The 20,588-nt window shown below is 55.1% G+C and carries 27 protein-coding genes; 4 read left to right on the forward strand and 23 right to left on the reverse strand.

Translation table 11 applies throughout. The features are described from left to right. The 4 genes from B1757_RS02660 to B1757_RS02675 all read left to right on the forward strand — a co-directional run. The coding region (locus tag B1757_RS02660; protein WP_172437568.1) for a glycoside hydrolase family protein at positions 1–289 on the forward strand (289 nt) is incomplete at its 5' end. Beyond that, complete coding sequence (locus B1757_RS02665; RefSeq protein ID WP_172437569.1) at positions 286–1,125, forward strand: patatin-like phospholipase family protein; 840 nt, start codon at positions 286–288, stop codon at positions 1,123–1,125. The genes B1757_RS02660 and B1757_RS02665, both read left to right, overlap by 4 nt. A gap of 66 nt (positions 1,126–1,191) precedes the next feature. Further along, complete coding sequence (locus B1757_RS02670) at positions 1,192–1,734, forward strand: ORF6N domain-containing protein (protein ID WP_010637454.1); 543 nt, start codon at positions 1,192–1,194, stop codon at positions 1,732–1,734. A gap of 19 nt (positions 1,735–1,753) precedes the next feature. Beyond that, positions 1,754–3,169 (forward strand): ISL3 family transposase, encoded by a 1,416-nt coding sequence (locus B1757_RS02675; RefSeq protein WP_010637458.1) that lies wholly within the window; start codon positions 1,754–1,756, stop codon positions 3,167–3,169. Positions 3,170–3,198: 29 nt separating this feature from the next. Here the strand turns inward: B1757_RS02675 and B1757_RS02680 are convergent, their stop codons facing one another. The 23 genes from B1757_RS02680 to iscB all read right to left on the reverse strand — a co-directional run bounded on the left by B1757_RS02680 (position 3,199) and on the right by iscB (position 20,497). Further along, the gene (locus tag B1757_RS02680) at positions 3,199–3,432 is read right to left on the reverse strand and encodes a hypothetical protein (RefSeq protein ID WP_101536852.1); all 234 of its coding nucleotides are present in this window, start codon (positions 3,430–3,432) and stop codon (positions 3,199–3,201) included. Next, the gene (locus tag B1757_RS02685; RefSeq protein WP_101536853.1) at positions 3,429–3,635 is read right to left on the reverse strand and encodes a hypothetical protein; all 207 of its coding nucleotides are present in this window, start codon (positions 3,633–3,635) and stop codon (positions 3,429–3,431) included. The genes B1757_RS02680 and B1757_RS02685 overlap by 4 nt, the downstream gene beginning before the upstream one ends. Continuing rightward, on the reverse strand, positions 3,632–4,189 hold the full coding sequence (locus B1757_RS02690) for an HAD family hydrolase (RefSeq protein ID WP_101536854.1): 558 nt from the start codon (positions 4,187–4,189) through the stop codon (positions 3,632–3,634). The genes B1757_RS02685 and B1757_RS02690 overlap by 4 nt, the downstream gene beginning before the upstream one ends. Beyond that, the gene (locus B1757_RS02695; protein WP_101536855.1) at positions 4,186–4,467 is read right to left on the reverse strand and encodes a hypothetical protein; all 282 of its coding nucleotides are present in this window, start codon (positions 4,465–4,467) and stop codon (positions 4,186–4,188) included. The genes B1757_RS02690 and B1757_RS02695 overlap by 4 nt, the downstream gene beginning before the upstream one ends. 14 nt (positions 4,468–4,481) lie before the next feature. Continuing rightward, the gene (locus tag B1757_RS02700) at positions 4,482–5,369 is read right to left on the reverse strand and encodes a DNA adenine methylase (protein ID WP_216360807.1); all 888 of its coding nucleotides are present in this window, start codon (positions 5,367–5,369) and stop codon (positions 4,482–4,484) included. Further along, entirely contained in the window at positions 5,362–7,059 is a 1,698-nt protein-coding gene (locus B1757_RS02705) for a DNA cytosine methyltransferase (RefSeq protein WP_101536856.1), read from the reverse strand. The genes B1757_RS02700 and B1757_RS02705 overlap by 8 nt, the downstream gene beginning before the upstream one ends. Continuing rightward, positions 7,056–7,550, reverse strand: coding sequence for a hypothetical protein (locus B1757_RS02710; protein WP_101536857.1), 495 nt, complete (start codon positions 7,548–7,550; stop codon positions 7,056–7,058). The genes B1757_RS02705 and B1757_RS02710 overlap by 4 nt, the downstream gene beginning before the upstream one ends. Further along, positions 7,547–8,788, reverse strand: coding sequence for a hypothetical protein (locus tag B1757_RS02715; RefSeq protein WP_101536858.1), 1,242 nt, complete (start codon positions 8,786–8,788; stop codon positions 7,547–7,549). Before B1757_RS02715 ends, B1757_RS02710 begins: the two co-directional genes overlap by 4 nt. A 2-nt stretch (positions 8,789–8,790) precedes the next feature. Then, the gene (locus B1757_RS02720; RefSeq protein WP_101536859.1) at positions 8,791–9,123 is read right to left on the reverse strand and encodes a hypothetical protein; all 333 of its coding nucleotides are present in this window, start codon (positions 9,121–9,123) and stop codon (positions 8,791–8,793) included. A gap of 2 nt (positions 9,124–9,125) precedes the next feature. Then, on the reverse strand, positions 9,126–9,371 hold the full coding sequence (locus B1757_RS02725; RefSeq protein ID WP_101536860.1) for a hypothetical protein: 246 nt from the start codon (positions 9,369–9,371) through the stop codon (positions 9,126–9,128). Positions 9,372–9,443: 72 nt separating this feature from the next. Beyond that, a complete protein-coding gene (locus B1757_RS02730; protein WP_101536861.1) occupies positions 9,444–9,701 on the reverse strand; it encodes a hypothetical protein in 258 nt (85 codons plus the stop codon). Between the two features lie 136 nt (positions 9,702–9,837). Beyond that, positions 9,838–10,047: a hypothetical protein gene (locus B1757_RS02735; protein ID WP_101536862.1), complete on the reverse strand. Its 210-nt coding sequence runs from the start codon at positions 10,045–10,047 to the stop codon at positions 9,838–9,840. Between the two features lie 88 nt (positions 10,048–10,135). Then, complete coding sequence (locus B1757_RS02740) at positions 10,136–10,465, reverse strand: hypothetical protein (protein ID WP_143484197.1); 330 nt, start codon at positions 10,463–10,465, stop codon at positions 10,136–10,138. Positions 10,466–10,537: 72 nt separating this feature from the next. Further along, on the reverse strand, positions 10,538–10,822 hold the full coding sequence (locus B1757_RS02745; protein WP_101536864.1) for a hypothetical protein: 285 nt from the start codon (positions 10,820–10,822) through the stop codon (positions 10,538–10,540). A 65-nt stretch (positions 10,823–10,887) separates the two neighbouring features. Further along, positions 10,888–11,121 carry a flagellar basal body-associated FliL family protein gene (locus tag B1757_RS02750; protein WP_101536865.1) on the reverse strand — a complete coding sequence of 78 codons (234 nt, stop codon included), beginning with the start codon at positions 11,119–11,121 and terminating at the stop codon, positions 10,888–10,890. Further along, positions 11,114–11,389 (reverse strand): HU family DNA-binding protein, encoded by a 276-nt coding sequence (locus B1757_RS02755; RefSeq protein ID WP_101536866.1) that lies wholly within the window; start codon positions 11,387–11,389, stop codon positions 11,114–11,116. Before B1757_RS02755 ends, B1757_RS02750 begins: the two co-directional genes overlap by 8 nt. A 167-nt stretch (positions 11,390–11,556) precedes the next feature. Further along, the gene (locus B1757_RS02760) at positions 11,557–12,132 is read right to left on the reverse strand and encodes a M50 family metallopeptidase (protein WP_101536867.1); all 576 of its coding nucleotides are present in this window, start codon (positions 12,130–12,132) and stop codon (positions 11,557–11,559) included. A 117-nt stretch (positions 12,133–12,249) separates the two neighbouring features. Beyond that, positions 12,250–12,606, reverse strand: coding sequence for a hypothetical protein (locus B1757_RS02765; RefSeq protein ID WP_143484198.1), 357 nt, complete (start codon positions 12,604–12,606; stop codon positions 12,250–12,252). A 32-nt stretch (positions 12,607–12,638) separates the two neighbouring features. Then, entirely contained in the window at positions 12,639–13,142 is a 504-nt protein-coding gene (locus tag B1757_RS02770; protein ID WP_172437570.1) for a Panacea domain-containing protein, read from the reverse strand. Positions 13,143–13,419: 277 nt separating this feature from the next. After that, on the reverse strand, positions 13,420–13,959 hold the full coding sequence (locus B1757_RS02775; RefSeq protein ID WP_101536870.1) for a hypothetical protein: 540 nt from the start codon (positions 13,957–13,959) through the stop codon (positions 13,420–13,422). A 147-nt stretch (positions 13,960–14,106) separates the two neighbouring features. Continuing rightward, entirely contained in the window at positions 14,107–17,430 is a 3,324-nt protein-coding gene (locus B1757_RS02780) for a conjugal transfer protein TraG N-terminal domain-containing protein (protein WP_101536871.1), read from the reverse strand. Continuing rightward, the gene (locus B1757_RS02785; protein ID WP_216360808.1) at positions 17,430–19,142 is read right to left on the reverse strand and encodes a conjugal transfer protein TraH; all 1,713 of its coding nucleotides are present in this window, start codon (positions 19,140–19,142) and stop codon (positions 17,430–17,432) included. Before B1757_RS02785 ends, B1757_RS02780 begins: the two co-directional genes overlap by 1 nt. Continuing rightward, on the reverse strand, positions 19,082–20,497 hold the full coding sequence (iscB, locus tag B1757_RS02790; RefSeq protein ID WP_101536873.1) for an RNA-guided endonuclease IscB: 1,416 nt from the start codon (positions 20,495–20,497) through the stop codon (positions 19,082–19,084). The genes B1757_RS02785 and iscB overlap by 61 nt, the downstream gene beginning before the upstream one ends. Between the last annotated feature and the right edge of the window lie 91 nt (positions 20,498–20,588).

Consider the following 20,588-nt stretch of genomic DNA (forward strand, 5'->3'; position numbering starts at 1 on the left):
CTTCCGTCTGCCTTCGACCAGAGGTGTTGCACTTCATTTTAGAGCGCGCCGCCAACTGTCCGTGGTGCGCTTTGCGGTGCTGGTGAACATGACGTTCAATTTGGGGATTCAGGGATTGCTGGGTTTTCACGAGATGCTCCAGGCCTTGCAGCAGGGTGACTACGCCGGCGCTGCGGATGCCATGGTTCAGAGTCTTTGGTACCAGCAGACCGGGGAACGGGCGCGCACCTTGGTGGAACAGATGCGTAGCAATCGATGGCCGGCATTGCCAAGGACCACGGCGTTGTGAACCATCCGGTTGCGGGGTCCAAAAAGCCGATCCAAGTAGCGCTGAGCGGCTCCGGTTTTCTGCTGCCCGTGCATTTGGGGGCATTGCAGGCCATCGAAGCCGCCGGGTACCGTGTCTCTGCTTTGAGTGGTACGTCGGGTGGCGCTATCGTGGCCGTCCTTTACGCGGTGCATCGAGACATTCCGTCTTTGGTGAACCTCGTCCTGGATACCGACTGGCAACCGTTCATGAATTTCGACTCCTGGACCAACGGCTGGCGTCTCCTGACCCGGCGGGGTATCTGCGCGACCGCAGCCCTCGATGCTTTTCTGACCCGGCACACACAAGGACAATCCTTTGCCGACCTTGACCTGGAGCTTTTCGTCTGCGCTACGGACTTGCTGCGTGGGCAACGCACCGTTTTCTGTCGAGCGGAAACGCCGGAACTGCCTGTCGCAAAGGCAGCCAGAGCGTCGTCCTCGTTGCCTTTTGTCTATCCACCCAAGCGGGTCGATGGGAGGCTCTATGTGGATGGCGGTCTGACCGACGACATACCGGGCGACGTGCTTCCCAAAGATAGCGAGGTTCCTTCTGTCGGCGTCTACTTGACGGGAGAACCACCCAGGCTTCACGGGAACGAACCGACGCTTTTCGCCCTGGCATCGCTGAGCGTGCGCGATCTGCTGCGTGGGCAGGAATACCTGGACCGGCATGCCGCGCCGTGGGTGCGCTTTCTTCCGGTGGACACCGGAAACCTGAACATGCTGGACGCCCGGATGCCCAGGACGGACCGGGAACAACTCATGGAGCTTGGACGGGTCGGCATGGAAAAGCTCTTGCAAAATCTCGCCGCGTAGAAAAATAGACGGCCACCCCATAAACATCTATCATTGACCTCGTAATCTCCTGTGTACGAGAACGAAATGACCGTAGCCGAACCCATGCAGGTAGAAGCCCTTGCACAGCGGATTTACCGCATACGTGGGCTGCGCGTCATGCTCGATGCTGACCTGGCGGAACTCTACGGGGTCACCACCAAACGGCTCAATGAGCAGGTCAAGCGCAATTCGGACCGTTTCCCGTCGGACTTCATGTTCCAACTGGACGATGAGGAGTATGCGGCTTTGAGGTCGCAATTCGCGACCTCAAACACCGGGCGTGGTGGCCGCCGGTATCTGCCCTACGCCTTTACCGAACATGGGGCTATCATGGCGGCCACAGTGCTCAACTCCGCCAAGGCCATCGAGATGAGCGTTTTCGTGGTGCGGGCCTTTGTCCAGTTGCGCGAAATACTGGCAACCCACCAGGAACTGGCCGAGAAACTAGACGCGCTGGAGCGCACCGTATCCACCCACGATCAGGCCATCGCCGGGTTGATCAACGCCATCCGGGAGTTGACCCACACTCCTCCGTCCAGGTCTCGCCCTATCGGGTTCACGGCTGACATCCATGGTGACGGGCAGTAGTTCACGGCGAGGGCACCCCATGGGCGAGAACCCAGCCTCATTAGAATCACCCCCCGATGCCTCGGCCAATATCATTCGGCTACCTGGTTACGCGATACGCACCCTACGGGAAACAGGACACGATTATCATATACAGATCGAAACTCTGGCACCGACGGCGGTCTGCCCAGCATGTCAGGGTGTCCAGTGCGTAGGTTATGGCCGTTCAGAACTACTGGTCCATGACCTGCCCATGCACGGGAAACGGGTGGGTCTCTATATTGACGCCCGGCGCTTCAAATGCCGGGGCTGCGGCAAAACCTTTATGGAATCGCTGCCTGCAGTGGACGGAAAGCGCCGCATGACGGAGCGACTGGCCCATTGGATCGGCCCTCGTTCGCTCAACTATACGTTTACCAGTGTCGCCGAAGAAATCGGCGTTACGGAAGGCACCATTCGCAACATCGCCCACGATTATATTGAGGCGCTGGAGCAGACTCACCACTTCGAGACGCCGGAATGGATGGGTATCGACGAAATCCATCTGCTGCGTCGCCCCCGCGCCGTGATTACCAATCTGCGGGAAAATACCGCCATTGATCTACTACCAGATCGCGGCAAGCGGAGCATTCTGCGGTATCTCGCTGCCCTGAAGCAAAGGGATCGCATCCGCACAGTCGCCATGGATATGTGGCGGCCCTACCGAGATGCAGTTCATGAAGTGCTGCCTGATGCGTCTGTCGTGGTGGACAAGTTCCATGTTCTACGCATGGCCAACCAGTCTATGGATGAACTTCGCCGCTCGTTGTCTCGCTCCAAAGATGCTGATCGTTTACGTCGGAGGGCCGCAGGGGTCAAGAAAGATGCCTATCTCTTCCGCAAGCGCGAAAAAGATCTGGACGACAGTGAGCGCCTGATACTCGATGGCTGGCTGCGGAGCATACCGGAGTTGGGCGAGGCATGGCGACTCAAAGAGGGTTTTTACGGTGTCTACGATGCTGACAACAAAAAGGACGCCCACCAACGATACATCGTCTGGGCGGCATCCGTCCCACCCGAGTGCCAGAGCGCCTTTCAACCCATTCTCACGGCTTGGCAGAACTGGGAGCCTTACATCCTGGCCTACTTCGACCAGCAGGTCACCAACGCCTTTACTGAGAGCCTGAACAGCCTGATCCGCGTCACCAACCGCATGGGCCGGGGCTACAGCTTTGAGGTACTGCGGGCGAAGATTCTGTTCACCCGGGGCACCCACAAGAAAACCCTGCAGCGACCGAAATTTCGACGAGAGTCGCTGGGCACCACCGCTTTCTACCACATGGGGATGGCTCTGCCCTTGGAGTCTGATGAAGACCAAACAGAAATCAACTATGGGGTGGATCTTCGGCTGCTCGCAGAGGCGCTGGATACCGGCGGGAATGATACCATACACAAATCGCCTCGCGATCTGGGCTAGTCCGGTTTTGGACAAATACACAAACGTGGTCAGAGAAGCCTGTGGCCAGGTTGATGCCTCGTAAACACCAAATTACGAATACCCAATTTTCGCAATGCCATTTGTGCGCGAAGACCCTGCACCACGGGATACCGCATTAGTACATCGGCATCCAGAGTATGTGCCCATGCATCCACTTCCGCCCATGTTGCGGCCAGGAATTTAATGAGATGCACCATATCTGCTGGTTCGGCTGTAATGAGCGGGGCATTCTCCTCGATCATTTTCTGACCCACCAATCCTTGCCAAAAACCTGCTCCATGACCCGATCCCACACCGCTTCCGGCAGAGCGGTCCATCCCTCTGCCACGTCTGGTTCGCCCTGCATTTTCAGGGTTTCCAGCGCATCGAGCAGACGCAGCACCGTCGCTACCGCCTCATCACGGGGCATAGCTTTAATGCGTTCAATTTGAACGTCAGTAATCACAACCCGATCTCCTCAATGCCCCGTACAACCTTCACCCCAGGCACCGGATCCCCGCCACCATCATGCCCTCCGGAAACCCTCACGACCTGCGGTACACCCGCATCGACTGCTTCGCCGCAATGCTTCCAGAGATCGTCTGCAAACAGATCCGGCTTCAGGATTTTCAGTGTCTGGTACTTGCTGCCTTTGGAGCCGACACCGACCAGACAAACCCTTTGCAGCCCCAGGGCATCCAGCGCCTGCTGGCGGAGCTTTCGGGCTTCCACATCCACAGCGGAAACCACAAAGACTTCATGCCCGGCATCCAGCCAGCTCCGCACCGTGGCCAGGGCTTTCGGGAAAACAGGGCAGTCACGCCAGATTTTCCGGCGATGAAACTCGGCCCAGCAGCGATGGTACTCGGACATCGAAAGTTGATATCGGGCCATGAGGTGATAGCTATGACCGCATTGCTGCAAACGCCTTTCCAGCAGATCTTCTGCCGTCGAGCGCCAGGCGGTATCAAAATCGAAAAGCACCTGATCGGCATCTACGGCCATTCGCATCCGGCTCACCGCGTTCTCCTTTTGGTGTCCAGAAAATAGAGCATTTCCAAATACAACGTCCTGACCAGATCAAAGACGGACCATCCGACGAAGACCACAAAAGGCGATACCAGCACGGTCATCAGCAAGGCCGTAATGCTTTGCTGTAACCCCATCCCCATCCCCAAAAAGTGAATCAGCGCCCAGACCACTGCTGCCACACATCCTGCAATCACGATGATGACAAGCGCAAATGCCGCAAGAACAGCCATAGTTAGCAGCCCCGCTTTCAGTTGGATGCGTTGCATGTAAATTGGTCCTTCTATATCCGCAAAATCTGCTGTTGGCCGCGATTGCAACAGGCATGGTTGATCCAGATGGATTCCTTTCTTTGCACGGATCCACTGTTACCATTGGCCTGCGTGTGCTTGTCGAACCGTAACCAACCGCAACTCAGGAGCTTTTTGTTGTAAACATCCGTGGCATAGCCCGACAATATGACCATGCCTTTAATTTCCAGGAGCGTATCCAACAAAGCAACGTGATCATCGGTATCCATTTCATGCCGATAATAACGGCCACCACGGATAGATCGCGTATCGTGCATGTAGGGCGGGTCCACATAATACAGGGTGTTTTCCGCATCATAATGGCGGATAACCTCTAATGCGGGGCGTGATTCTATGATCACTCCCTGTAATCGGTCACAGAAATACGCAATATGCCGGGGATAATTGGCCCAATCCATAACGGGAGGACTGGAACGCTTGTCCCCCGCATAAGACCGGAATCCGGTTCTGCCTTTCGTCGCTCCGGCGCTGCCATATCCCGCAAAAGCACGAAACAGCGTGCGCCTGGCGCGTTCAACAGGGGGAAGCGCCGCATCATTTTGGCTGTACGCTTTTTCAAATTCCCGCCGGGAATAAGGCGTTAATACGCAAGCAGTCTGGAGCGCCTGACTGTCTTTTTTATCGCGCAACACCTCAAAGACATTGACGATTTCATCGTCCAAATCATTATAGACTTCGGCAGGACTACGCGGTTTTTGCATGAGAATGCCCGCAGCCCCGCCAAATGGCTCCACATAGGCGAAATGGGGCGGAAAGAATCCTATGATCCAATCCGCCAGACGCCATTTCCCGCCGTGATAGCGCATCACCGGGCGGACTGGACGATGTGCGAGCGTTTCTGTTGTGTCGGCGCTATTCACGCACCACTCCAGCCACACTCAAGGCCACCGCCACAGGCTTCACCCAAATGGGCATGGCGTTCAGCAGGAAAGTTTCTCCCGACCAGGCCAGCAAGAGTGCTTGACCCATGACGCCGGCGATGGCTTGCGCTGCCGGCGGCGGTACTGCGTTACCAATTCGCTCCCGCCAGGCCGAATCGTTGAGTCCTTCCAGCTCCAGATGCGCTTCTGGATCCACCAATCCTTGCAGGGATGCGAGTTCCAGAGTGGTAAAAGGCCGGTGCCAGGTACCATCCAGCGCCTCGATGATGACGGTCGCGGGCGTGTTCGGGTGTGGTAAGGATTCCGCCGCAGAAGCAGTACGCGGATCCGCCACACTCCAACGGCCATTATCATGGGCCGCCGCCGCAGAAACCGCTCCCGCAGTTGCCGACCAGGGCATGACACCATAATGTGCGGCAGTCAGGTAATCGTCCCCACGGCCACGGTTGAGACCGGTGCGTGGATCAGCGACCGCAAATGCGCCCTGACCGGTCGTGCTGCCCGATATGACCGTACCCGACGGATCATTCCAGGGGGTGACAGCATATTTGCCAAACACCTTGCCAGAGGGGTTTCTCGGATCAGCAACCGCATAGCGACCGCCACCAGGAGCCGATTGGCCGCTTACCGCGCCAGAAGTGTCGCTCCAGTCGCGCACACCATATTGCCCATATTCAGCAGATCCCTGAAAACGGGGATCCGCGACCGAATAACGGCCATTGGTAGGAAGACCTCTTCCAGAGACGGCCCCGGTGTGTTCATCCCAGGGGATGACGCCCAAATAGTCATTTCTACGATGATCTGCAGGCACAATTAGATAATCCCGCAAAAACCCATCCTGTACCGCCAGCTTGTTGAGGGATCGCCAATCGGATCCCGCCTCCACAAAAGCCAGGCGTACCCAGGTCTTCCATTGCAGACTCGGTACCCGGTGCATGGGGCCTGCCACCGCATCTCCCGGCAAGGGCATCCGTCCCAGAATATCGCCAATGTGCAGTAGCGGGCTTTTCTTGGGCTCGTACAGAAAAGGCGGCACTTTCTCCATGTGCCGGGCAACCAGCAGAAACCGTTTTCTGGACTGCGCGAGTCCGCCCAGTTCGCCGCAATCATGGGTGGTTTCGGCCACGGCATATCCATACTTCTGCAACAAGGGTACGATCTGGTCCAGCAGGTGCCGGCCACGGTTCTGGATGCGCGGGACATTTTCCAGCAGCACAAACTCTGGGGGATCATCGTGCCAGGCCTCCAGGGTCAGCCAGATGCCGCGCAGCGTGAGTTGATTCAGCGCCTGATATTTGGCGGTTTTGCTTTTGCTCTCAGAGAGCAGGCCGGAAAACGCCTTACAAGGTGGCGACGTGAAGACAATGTGGGGTCGCTCATTTCCTGCCGCCTGCCGAATATCCGCAGGTGTCGCTTCGCGCCAGTCAGCCGGGGGTTCTTTGCCGTGAAAGGCCCGGTACTGGGCACGGTCAAACAGGTCCATGACCGTTCCATGTACCCCCGCCAGTCGGCTGAAATCGGCAATGGCCAAGGGACTGGAATCCACCCCACCCAGACAGCGAAAACGGGCCTGCAGGTTGCCGATGCGGGCTTCACCCCGATTGAACCCCGCAGCGCCGCCACCCAGACCGCAGAACAGGTGAAAATGCCGGATTTCTTTTTCTGTCATTCCATATCCTCCTGGATGGTTTCCCAGACATCGCTTTCCATCTCGGATGCGTTTTTCCAGTCCTGCTCCGTAGGGCCATCAGCGGGGCAGTCCACGGTGGCCCAGAGCGCGGCGGCAACGGCCTTATCCACGGAATACCGTCGAATATGACCGGCGATGGCCTGCATCATCCGGGGATGCCAGAGTTCGTAATACAGCCCGCAGCTCCCCACGTCCCGATTGAGGGTGTCGATGATCAGATCAAGGTCTGTTGCCAGGCGTCTGCGCTGCGCCCGGTATTGCTCGTGTGCTTCACGATGGGCTTCCGGCATCGCCAGCTCCGCGCCCATATCCCGATCCGGAAACGCTTCTGCCAATCGGTTGATGGCCATAACCATTGTGGCGCTGAGGTCCATGCGATCCCGATCAAAAATAAACATTTTCAGTTTGTCGCGGGCAATCAGGCAGGCGGCATCCGTGTAAATCTCGATGCTATTCCGGGTGTTGTTCATGCCACACCCTCCACTAACGCCTGCCAAACCTCCGGAAAACGGCCCGGAAAGCGCCGCAGGGCTTCCAGACTGAGCCACGCCTCATCGCAGGCACCAGATCGAATATCTTCAAGTGTCACGCCGACGGTCTGGGCGACTGTCCCGTTAACCAGGAATACGTCCAGCCCATGACCATGAGGGCGGACATCCGCTTCCGTCACTTGCCGCATGAACTCAATAAGAATGGCATCCCCAACGCGGGCGTTTGCAGACTTGTACTGCGCAAAATAAGCGAACGGCTCATTGGGCGTCTCGTAATACCCACACCAGTATTCCTCGGCATCCTCTTCCACTCGCACCCAGGGCATAGCGAAAGACGCGCAGCGATGCTCCGGTGCGCGTGCATTCCACCAGTCAGAGAGGATTTTCATGGCTGGATGCTCTGTACAACGTCCGTTGGGATATTCCGTGTCCTTACCGAAAGGCACATCCATCGCGGCGCGAACAGCCGCGACGAAAATCTCCCGTGGCATTTCGATGACGGCGTTTTCCCGGTGTGCCTCGTTATTTTTGGTGAATACCGTCTGTCGATGAATCTCATGCAGTTGTTTCTCTTGAAACCCCTCGACATAGGCCATATCCGAAAAAGGAATAGCAGGAACATCCAGCGATTCGATATACACGAACGCATCCCAATCATCGGAGAGATCTATCACCTCGACATTGCGCCCAGCGGCGAATCCCACACCCCACAGCGGGGTGGTCGGCTGATACACCAGGGGCGGTTTGCCCGGCTCGAAACGATGCACGCGATGCCAGGCAGAAACGTCCATGGACCAGGTGTGATAGGCACCAGGTAATAGGTTTAGCTGAATCTCGTGCTCAATACGCTGACAAAAATGGCCGGATTCAATTTCCCAGTGAAAAACCAGATCGACGACTGCTATATCGTCTGGCAGCGGCACAAACCAGCCATAGCGCGTGTCCTGGCATCCTCCAATAAAATATCCCTTATTGGGCACGCATTGCGTGACCTGAATATCACCGGACGGTTGCAGATGCTTCAGATCTGCTTGGTCGGCAATGACGGAAAGCCGCACATGCTCAGGGCGCAGAGAGCGAAGCAGGACCGGATCATCGACATACAATTTCGGCAAAACATGCAGAACTCTGCGATCCACGTCCGACTTCTGGATAATCTTCCCCTGTGAATCAACCAGCCTTGGCCCATTATCGGTTTCAGCAATGGCATATTGCATATTTATTCGCCCTCCGTATCTCTGCCCGCTTTCACCCATGCTTCCGGCACCGACGCATTATCGGCCATGCCATATTCTTCGGGATGTTTGCTCCAATGTTCCGCCCAAACATCAGTGGAGGACTCATGGATAACACAATCCGGATGCCAGGCCTGGTCAGTCGGCCCATCAGCGCGGTATTTGCCTAACTCAGCACGGAGATTCCCAATCGTGTCGGTGAAGTGCCCACATGAGTAGTACATCGCGCCAAGCATAGGCTTTCTTTCCAGCACCGCATCAAGCGCCGTCCGACACCGCATCAGCAGGGCGTCTTTTTCTTCGATGGTATGTTGCATATTTATCCCCCGCTATTCCAACTCACTTTGAACTGGGCCAGATAAGTCGGCGACATGAATCCGCTGACGATAAAATGAAAGACCACATCGCTCCCTTCGGCTTGTATACAGACTTCCGGTTGTGCTCTTTTGCCGGCAATCGCATAATCCGCCGCATGAGAGGCATCCTGCCACGCCGCCCATCGTTTGGCGGCCTCAGCGGGAGAATCCGCCTGGATAACCCGACCATCCTCTCGATCTTGGCCCATTTCAGGCCGCCATATATGATATTTCGGCATATTTAGTGCTCCCATTGCATTTTCACCACATAGGTATGCGAATTATTTGTCTACCAACCTTGTGGTGTAGGTCGTGGAAATAAAGGCGGATACGATGTATTTGTAAACCTCATCACTGCCCACTTCCTGCACACATACAGTCGGGGTCTGTGTTTCGCTTGCAATGGGGTAGTCTCCGGCGGCATATACGTCATACCAATCGCCCCATTTTTGGGCTGCGTCTTCCGAGTCGCACGCCTCAAACAACTGTCCATCTTCGCGTTCTTCATCGTCTGGGCACCACACATGAAATTGCGGCATAATTATTCTCCTAATCCTGTGGCACTTTCAGATGAAAACCGGGAATCGGCGCATAGAGCGCGTTGAACTCTGCCAGGTCTTTCCGGAGATCGCTGTCCAGATCCACACAACTACACGAAATGCTCATGACAACCCCCTAAAGAACCGTTGTCACCAACTGATACAGAAAAAACAGCTCTGCCAGTATTCCCAAACCCAGAATAATCAGCACATGGATCAAATCGCCGAACAACCGGGAAAAGTCGATCTTCAGCGTGATGATCTGCCAGAAATCATCCATCGCGGAAAAAAACAGCAACAAAACCACCAGAACGGGTATGCCAATGACGCCGAGTAGCCAGATCATGAACACCTCCTGAAAACCTTAAAAAAGCCCGCCCATGAGAGCGGGCAATAATCACCACCAGAGAGAGGGTGTGGTGAAAGAGTGCTCATTACCGCTCGCCGTCGTCCGCTGCGTGCGGCCATGTGATCTTATGCGTGACCACCGCTGTGCCGTAACCGTACATGCAGCGCACACCGTAGAAGTTCTGCGTCGGCAGAAAGCGCACAGCCACAAGCCCGGTGGCCCCTAATTCCCGCGCTTTGCGGGTCAATTCGCGCAAGGTATCTTCCGCCTGACGGTGTAACGTATCCGGCGAATACACGGCTTCGTTAAAGGCGGATATGACCCCCAGATTTTTCTGGATGGCTTCCCCTGGTATGGAATCCGTTGTGGATGTGTGAAAAACCTCTTGCATGGCGAAAACCCTCTTTTTATCCAAAACATTCCAAAAAACGGCCTGCTTCAGCGCAAATTTCGGAAATACACAAGAAATTACGAAGAAAGTGGCACACTACTGCAGCGTTACTGGCATCCGTTGTGGATGAGGTATCGCCTGGCACATGACCGGGCTCCAAAGATCCCAGATCGCGGGCTTGGCACAAAGCAAGCGGTATCCCCGCATATACAGATCTTCGGGCGTCGCCCAGAAATCCACTACAGATCCTTTGCCTCCCGCAGGGACTTGGATATGCAGCTTTACCCGACCATCCACCGCTTCTGTTTTCAGAATGGGCAGGAGGGTGCCGTCGTATCGCCGGACCAGTCCTGCCAAATGTTTCAGCCTGGAAATGTGCATATTCAAAACCCCTCCAAAAAGGCCCGCCCAGAGGATAAAGGCGGGCAATAGCCGCAAAACAACCGCTATGAAGAAGCCGCCCCGTTATGCACCGTCTGGGATACTGACGGCGCAGGTGCGGAAGCGACAGGATGTGAATGCTCGGCAGAATGTCCTCCCATGAATTTGCCGATGATAAAAAACACGATAGTAAACACTACAAAAGCCGTGACCAGAATCAACGTCAAACGCTTGCCAGATTCCCTGGGCTTCGTGTGCAGATCCAGATGATGAGATGGCTTCTGTTCCTGGTCAGACATGAATGGCATCCTTCAGCGGTTTCGCTGCTTTGAAGCGGATAGCACGACGGGCAGGGATCTGTATTTCCGCACCCGTTTGCGGGTTACGCCCCAAACGAGCGGGGACTTCTACAACGGAAAACGTCCCTAATCCTGACAGCTTTACTTCTTCCCCTGCTGTGAGGGCGTCGGTAATGGAATGAATGGTGATGGCCAGGGTTGCTTCAGCCTTGGACCGGGTGAGGTCGCCGTTGCGGGCGAGAAGATCGACAAATTGCGCCTTGTTCAAGATGTTCCCTCCTGAGTGCATGAACTCGAACAGAATTGACTGAACGAAAATTCTATCAGCAATGAATAAAGCTGATAGCTCATTTTTAATACACTACAAATAAAAAAGCAAGTGGAAAGCGGGTTTTTCTAGTGTTTTCGTCTCGGCCAACCCGACTCTGGGTCTAGCTAACGATAGAACCCGTGGATCGCTACAAACCCGAAGCTCACTATCATGATGAATACCATGCCCCACTTGTTCATCTGGGCGCGGGACTCTTTGCTAAGACGGATTCCGAACAGTGGCAGCCAGCTTTCGACGATCTTCCATCCATCAAGCGGGGGAATCGGAATGAGATTAAAGCCCGCCAGGGCAAAGTTGGCCATCGCCATGATGTCGAAAACCTGGTGCCAGTTCTCCGGAAAGCCCAGCAAGGATGAGAAGTGGTGCAGGACCAGAAACAGGTAAGCCGTGAAAAGCGATGCGGCAGGGCCGGCCACAAAAATAAGCCGCCAGTCGGATGGTGGTACTCCTTCTTCGGCAAAACGCACATAGCCCCAGATGGGCAGGATGCCCACCCGCAAGACCCGGCCTCGATAGAACGTCAGGGATCCTGCGCGGATTTCCTGCACAGCCGCTTTCCCGCGCAAGAGCGCCACGACCAGCGCGTGCCCCAGCTCGTGCAGCAGGAATGAAATAACGAACAACCCCAGCGTGACCAGGATGGCCAGCAGGAAATTGAGGATATGGAGTAGGGTGGTCATGACGGCTCAAGCCGCATGTCGCGGGGTAACTTCCTTGGTAATGGATTCGCCGGGGTGAATCTGACCCATCCCGTATCTGGTCATGGCAGTGCCTCCTCAAATATCGGCTGTCGCCGATTACAAAAAATCCCGTTTAATGTATCGCGGGATCCGCTTCGATTTGAAAAGCGATTCGGTGATGCGGTTCAGAACTGCTGCGGAAACATCTTCGCCGGCACGCCAAAGGGATTTAGCCACATATTCACATAGATCGGATTTGTTTCTGATTTGTGCATTGGAAAAATCCGCATAGCTATCATGCCGCAGAAAGGGGTGGCAAGATGGGTCCAGTGGGCATTCGTGCTCAATGTTGGGGATGGCAGAACAAATAGGAACGATCACATATAGTTCTTGTTGTCCGTAGGACGACAACAGCTTGGGTCCAAGAATCACCACAAAAAGATGCTCGCCTTTGGGTCCGCTGGGGATATACAAAGTCTTCCCCAGTTGCGGTATCCAGGCAGGCATTAGAATCGGACTTGAGGTTTCAGGCTGGCATTGGTTGCGGCCATTTGCGCGATGTTGTTGCAAATGATTTCAATGGCATCCGGCGAATAACCCATGCTGGTCAGCATGGTGTCCAATGAAATAGGCCTGCTGGAACCGTTGGGATCTTCCCATTCCGGGCAGTTATCCGGATCATGGGTGTATGCCCTGAGTTTTATGGCGCTGAGGCCTCCAAAATCCGACCAGACTTTTTCGAGAATTTCACAATCCGCTTCGCTGAGATAGAGAAGATCTTCGGTGCTTTTGATCTTTCCTTCCCGTAGGCACATATATTTCCCATCTGTGCGTTCTGCAATCAGGGAGTCCCAATAATCCCCGCCTTCACGCTCTTCAGCTACGGAATTGATCAGGCTGAGAGTGGTGGACATGACCGGGCCGTGTGGCAGGGAGTACAGACTGTCCCCTACTAATGGCGCACCAAACTGCTGGTAAGACGCTCTTTCGGCCAGGTACATCAGCTTCATCAGTTTAAGAATGCTGATATTGGATCCCCTTGCCTGCGCTTTCAGAAGAAAGAAAGCAGCAACTTCAGCAGCCTTTCGCTCATCGAAAGGGAACCGTAGCGATTTTGCGGATGTGATAGCGTTCATGTGAATGATTTTATATCCCAACTGTTGGTTCTGTCGATGGTCCCCTCATTAGTTTTCTGCGACAGGGAACTGCTGGCACCTATTCCGCAAAACATTCCCAAGCTGCCAGGTCACAACGCGCCTGGCGGAGATTTCCTTGTATTACGGTTCGTTAATACCTCCGCCCCGAATTACGCCCGGCCACATACCCGGTTGCCACTCCCCGGCGGTAAGCCTGATCCCTGGCGTCTTCGTCCAGCAGATAGCGAGCGCGTTCCTTTTCATCCAGCCTTGCCAGCAATTCCGCACGGCGTTCCGCGTGTAGCTCCCACTGGGGCACCCGGCGATAACCCATCAGCCGAGGGATGAGGCGGTGAAGAATAAAGGTAGAGACCATATAAACCCAAAAGAAGACTACCGCATTGAATACACCGAAAGCACCGTCATTGAACGTCACACCGACACCAGAAGGGGGTGCCGTTACGGTAACGATGGAATACCCGTAAAAAGGCAACTGATACGCCATCACGACGATAATCGGGAGCCCCAGGAATATACAGACATCCAGGTGGTCCAGAATCATTTTCACGATGGGATGTGGATACCGGGCACGCGATTCCGTATTGGAAGTTTTCCGGACACAGCGAAAGACTTCCAAGCCAAACTCGAAAGGCCAGATTTTGATGTATTTGCTCACATAATCATTCTGCACAGCGCACCTCAATGCCCGTCCCTGCGGGCGTTACACTATAATGTCCTTTTCAGATATAGCGCAGATCTGGACACTTTGCAAATACCCCAATAATTCAGCCCTTTGGCGCATCCTTGGCAGATTCTGGAAAGGGCGCTGGCAGGACCTTTATTCATCTACTACTGGTGGTGTAGCCCCTGGATCTTCTCCAAATTTTTCAGGATTTTTGAGCGGCTCGCTCATTTGCCGCTCATCGCCTTCCAGGTTTGTTTTGAGTGCTCGTTCGGCCCCTTTCCAGTTCCCATCTGCGACATCCTTGATAAGATTTTCATCATTCTGAATAGTTTTTCCCAGATCTCCATCACTATCAGACGATGTTTTCGGTGCTGGCTGATTATGGGCAGAATCACTAGGATCATCAGGCTGTGTTTTCTGATCATCGTTCGCGGCCTTCGCTTTTTTCGCCCATTTATTAGCCAGATGTGCTCCGCCCATCCCTACACCCGCACCTAACGCCGCCGTACCACTTACCCCAATCGCCGCAGCCAAGGCCGGATCTTTTGCCATCCATTGCACCACCTTCATCGCATCACTGCCATCCCATCCGCCCTTGGCCTTGGCGATGGCTGCATTGAATTTGGCAATTTCCTTCTGCGGCAATCCGGCTTCTGCGGCCTTCCAGTCGGCGTAAGCCTGGTTAACCACCCCCGGCTGATCTTCACCCATGGCATTGATGCTGTCTCTCCGGGCTATGGTAGCACCCCGGATAGCTGCAGCCTGCGCCGCATTCCCGGAAGCATTGGGTGGTGGGACAGCGTTATCTACCTGCGAAGTAAGGCCAGCACCGCCTGCGGGCATGGCCGCACCTTTGGCCATTCTTCCTGCCACAGTGCTTCCCACATTACCATTCCCCGGCGTTCCGAAACTGCCAAATTTATTGAGGGTGTCGTTCCAGAAGTTCCCCGCCGCCGCATAACGGCCCTGATTCACAGCGGCATTGGCAGTCATGATGCTGGCCCAGGCAGCCGCTGCATTGCTCTGCATACCAGATTTCATCGCCGCGCTATGATAATGGTCCCAGGTTTTTCCCAGACCATTATGATCCGCATACGCTTGCGCCGTGAGCGTGGCATCCGGACCATGAGGGTTCTTCGAGTCGAACTCTGCCATCATCGAACTCATGGCGGCCATATTGACAGCCTCTCCGCCGTTCATGCTGTTAGACGCGCTCGCCAGATGGCTGAGAGAATTGGCGCGTTTTCTCGCAGCAGTCGCGTTTCGTGAATCCTGGCCGGATCTGCTGGCGTCTTTACTCATGTCTTCCGATGCTTTTTCCGCATCCGTGTCTTTGGATCCGGAGGCAATGGTGTGTAACAAGCTGGCAGACGATGCTGATGTGACCGAATCCATGTTTTTTTGCGTAGTGGCATTGGATAACCCGTTTTTGATGGTATCCATTTCGGAGGCGTTAATGGAAGCACCCGCGTTGACGGCGCTAAAGGCGTTGGAAATGGCCTTCTCGCCTTTGGCACTATTCCAAAAACCACTACCGAGCTTGTTGAAGTCGCTCCCCACTTCCGCTTTCAGTGCGCCGGCGAAGCTGACACCCTGATCATGCGTGAGCCCTAAACTATGGTTGATTTCTGCAGCCTGAGCACGCATATTTTTCAATTCGTGACCAGCCTGAGTATTGTTTTGCAGGTAACTTTCCACCCCGGAAGACCGGCTGTTCATGATCTTGTAGCCCTGTTTCCAGGCGTCTGCGGCGCTGGCCGCTGCGCTCTGGGTATATGAGGCTTCCTGTTGTTGTGCCGCGCTGATCCCTGCACTCATGGAGCTTCCCATGGAAAAAGATGCTGCTGCGAATGCTGGCGAAGTCCCCATCATTTCCGGGCCAGACCCTCCTCCCACATAAGAGTTTCCGGTCGAGTTCACCTGGACACCTGATGCGCCCTGGCTCAAGGTATCCGTGCCCGGCATAGGTGTTGTCTCACCTATCGCTTTGCTGGCGGAGTTCTCCTCACTCTGATCCTGGGCCAGCCGGGTGGCTGCATACGCGCCGCCCAGACCCAGCAGGACCATGGTGACTACCGGTGTGAGAGCCAGCATCTTGTCGGCCATCGCCTGCGTGCGCATGGCATGTTCCAGCAGGTTGGGAATGTTGATCGCGGCGGTGGCAGGGCCATTGTTCAGATTGGCCACAAAATGTCGCATTATTTCGTGCATGTGGCTCTGGGCGTAGTTGGATATGATCGCCGAGATAGGCATCCAGGCGAGCGTGGTCGCACCGAATGCCATGAATGCGCCAATCTTGCCGAATCCGTTCGGCCCCATGGCCAATGCCACCACGATGATAATCGGGAACCCGGCAAAAAATAGAAACTGCAGGATCGCCATCATCGGAATCATGTTCATATCGAACATGGACGCATTGGCGGCATTGACGGTCACACTTCGCCCGAAAGCCGTGGCCTTGGTCGCACAGTAACTCGACATCATGCCGGGTGTGTTGGAATCCCAGTCATAGTTTTCATTGGCCCCAGCCTCGACCGCGCAGTTCAGAATCATGTTGTTCATGAAGTCGTAGCCGGCATTTCCGGAGTTGAGAAAAACATCATCGAGCAAGGTGTTGGCTTGTGAAGCACTCACGCTCGCCACCGATCCTGTATCCAGATGGGTGCCCAGTAATTGATCCAGATTTTTGCTGCCAGAAGGCATGGATCCTGTCTCGAAATCTTTCCAGGCGCTGTTCAGTGTGGCTTCCGCATTGGAACAGGTTGTCGCTTGCGGTGTGGTAAGTGCATCGCCTGAAGAGTTCACATAGAGCGTATCTGTGGCATTGGGGTAGGGCGGCGTTGTTTGAAAAAGTGCCGCAGAAAGATCCTTTTGTTTCCCCATGGAATCCAAAACAGGAGTATCCGAAGAGATACAAAAGTCCACATAATTGGCGATGGATCGGGAAAGTGCGGGATCTGTCATGGAAAAGCTGGCATAGAGTCCGCGCAGCCGATACATCAGGGACAGTGGCCCATCGAATCCGTAAACCTGATTCGATGATGTCGGGCCACTGAACATATTAGTGTTGTCCGTCGTGACCAAATCATCGGCAGTGCCCACTTCTTTCGTCATCGACCAGAACGCATCCGAGAAGATGGAAGCGGGTACCGCAATCCCGATTGGAATACCACTGACGATTTGCGATTGCCCGTTATAAATGTTCTGGATGTTGACAGTTGTTGTTACCCCAAACAAAGCGGCATAGGCAATGGCCATGATCATGATGTGATGAATCAAGAACCGGCTCTGCATCAAGGACATGATCACCAGAATAAAGAGGCTGACAATCAGCATCAATCCGATTAAAGGACCGCCCCAGGCACTCGAACTGCTTGCCCATGCGGTATTATTCGCCGGGTTGAACAGCATCTGGAGCATGGTGAAAACGGAAAAAAACGGCTTAATGTTGCCGATGACGTAGATGTTCCAAGTCATCAAATTCCCCCGTGCGTCGCGTCCTGCATGGTCTGGTGATATTCCTTGACGAGCTTGATCGCCTTGAGTACCCGTGTGCTATCGGTGTTGACGTTCCGCATATAGACGTTTTCGCTTTGAGAAAGACGCATAATGGAATCTTTATAGAAAGTCGGGATGACGACGTGTGCGTTCCCGCTATACACGCTTTGTTCGGTCGCCATGAGTGACGCCCCCAGCTTTACGGCATAGTCGTTGACCGCAACCGGCTCCATCAACCCCAGCACCTCCACTACCAGAGCCGGAGATCCCTGCGATTCACGCAACATGGTATCGAGATCACCCGGCATGGTTTGCAAAAACTGTTGCTGCGCGGCGCTTAGGGGGGTTCCGTCAATAATGTCGTCCTCCAGTCCTACATGATCACCGGGACCGCCCCCAAAGAGCATGTGTTTGATGTGTGCTTTGATGCCTTCATACCCCAACGCACCCAATGTGGTACCCCCCTGATCGACATATTCACAGCCCATGTGTGGCGAAAACGGGGAATATGTTTGCGTCGTGGATGACCATGGCTCGCAGGTCATGACGGTAGCAGATTTGGTGCCGTTGACGAGATCCTGCAAGGATAAAGTCGGCGGCGCGGTTTCCGTATCCTGAGCGTTGGCTGCGTTAGGTGTGGCTTGTGTCGAATTTTCCTGTTCAGCCTCTTGATCGCTGTTCGCCGTTGAGCTGGCTCCTGGACGCAGGACTTCCGTGCCCACCAGAGACATCAGGATTTCCTTGGTGCAGGCATGGTCATGATTTTTGCAGGGGGCGCTGACATTGCTGACACTGTTATCAATGCCGGTCAGCATCTGGAAAGCCTCACTGTTGTTGATGGCCTTCCAGAACATATTGCCTTCGGGAATCAGATCGGACGCCGAAACATTTTCCGTTTTGGTTTGTGTCGTGGTTGATCCGCTGGATGTAAGGGTATCCCACGACTTCGTGATATTCGTTTTGAATGTGTCGAGGACGTTTTGTAGGACGCCTTCATGGTTGGCGGAGTTGTAAGCAGAGGACACGTCCGTGGACGCGCCCGATCCGAACCCGAAAACCTTTTCAGCATTCTTCCCGACTGCTTTGAAGTCACCCATCACATCGCTGGCGTTGAATATGCCGTGCGCCAGTTGGCAGGTGTTGTGCAGAGCGTTATTCATGTTCTGAATGGTTTTTTCTATGGAGGCTAGCAAGGCACCGCACTGATGGCACATGGCGTCGATAGCCAACTGAAAAGCATAGCCCAGAGCTTCCTGACCAATCGTGCGGAGTAGCGCCAGAAACTCCTGTCCATTGATAAAGTGAAACGACCCCATATACAGGTTGATGCCACCGCATCCGGCGCTGATGTCTGGCGGGCTGAAGCTGATGATATTGGCCCCCGAAAGCGGGGTCCGGACTTCGGCGTATCCACCGGAAAGGGTGACACCATTACCCATGCTCGCGGCCTGCGGCACTGAGGTGGCCGCGAACATCCCGCTGAGAAATCCCTGCATCCCGGCATAGGCATGTTCGGACTGCAACACACTGGTTGTGACCAGCGAGGCAGTAACGGCCAGTAACACCCCGGTCGAGAATTGCTTCTTGAGCGGTTTTTTAAGTTTTTTTAGCGGTTGCGATTTGTTTTGCATCAACCCGTTGCGCGAGAGTCCCCGGCATTCATGCCGGGGAGGGATAGCACGGCGGCGCAAGCCGCCCCTGTTCCCGCATCTCCTTTGTCTGATGCTATCTTGGTCCACGCATACCCATATCCATCTGCCCGCTGGATCAGCGTGCAGAAACGGTGATGGATGCCTTGTACTGCTTCTTTTCCTGCCCCGACATTGAAACTGCCGCTGGTACGAATGACGATGCGACCCCAATAGGTGCCGACTTTCTTGCCCTTGGTGACGACGGCCTTGACCATATCCCCGGTCTGAAAGCCGAACGCGCTCTTGCTCCGGGTCAGGTAGCTACGCGGAAAGCCATATTTCGTGAGATGCGTGCGCTGGTACCTGCCCCGCCCTGTCGCCTTGATGGTCAACACGGGCTGCTGCCAGTGCTGCACGGCATCCACCCGGCCCGTGCAGGCAGCATCCAGACAATGCGCCTTGGGGATACCAAGACGCTTGCGGTTCCACTTCGTCCGGCCACCGGTGCCGACTTCCACATCCAGCCCGGTTTCTTTCAGCCGTTCCCAGAGCGCCCAGCGGGTGCTGTTCACGGCGGCGGCATCCCGAAGCGGTGCCTTGCGTACCGCCTCGATGCGGGCCAGACGCTTCGGGTCTTTCACCAGAAAGTCCTGCACGTCCTGATTATTCTTGCGCTGATTGCAAGGGAAGCAGGCCAGGGTTAGGTTCGATACCCGGTCACTGCCGCCTTTGCTTTTGGGGTGAATATGGTCGATGGTGAGGGCCGTATGCTCCGCGTCGCAGTAGGCGCATTTCCGGCCCCACTTCTCCAGCAGATACTCCCGGACCTCATAGCCCAGGAGTTCACCCTGCTGGTACTCCGCGCCACTGATCTCCGGCTTCTGCAATGCTTGCGTATCGAAGCGGTGCAGCATCGTCGAGAGGCTGGCAATCGGTGCCCAGCGTTGGAGCCGTGTCACCCATGCCATCGTTGTATCCACCCGATGTTGCAGGCTTGGTGCCAGCCATCCTTGCGGCTTGGTGCGGTTCAGGAATCGCGGAGCCCGGTAGCGGAGCTGATTGCGCCGACGACGGCGAAAAGCCCGGCGACTGGTCAGCTTGTCCCGAATAGCATGACCCCGGTGCTGCAATTCCAGCAGCATCAGGACCACGCGGGCTTTAATCACTTCGCCCGTACTTTGGTCCACGATTTCCTTCTCCCGCACCAAAGCTAATCCAGAAGTCTTACTGCCCGGCGTGATGGATAAGCGCAGATCTTGCAGGACGGAATCTTTCTGCAAGCGGTCCACCAGGCGGATGGTAAAAGGCACCATGCGATGCACTCTTGCCCGCCCGCGCTCCAGCAGGATGCGTGCCCGTTTCTCCGAGCACGGCATCAGCGGTTTGTGGCGTTTGTCCAAAACAAATACAGCCATTTGCTTCTCCTATGCCCTTACGGGCGACAAGTCCTTACGGACGCTTGTGACTCAGGCTTTCGCCTATATCCCCTCGGGGCTGTGTGATACC

This window comes from Acidithiobacillus marinus, assembly GCF_002847505.1.
GTDB classification, from domain to species: domain Bacteria; phylum Pseudomonadota; class Gammaproteobacteria; order Acidithiobacillales; family Acidithiobacillaceae; genus Acidithiobacillus; species Acidithiobacillus marinus.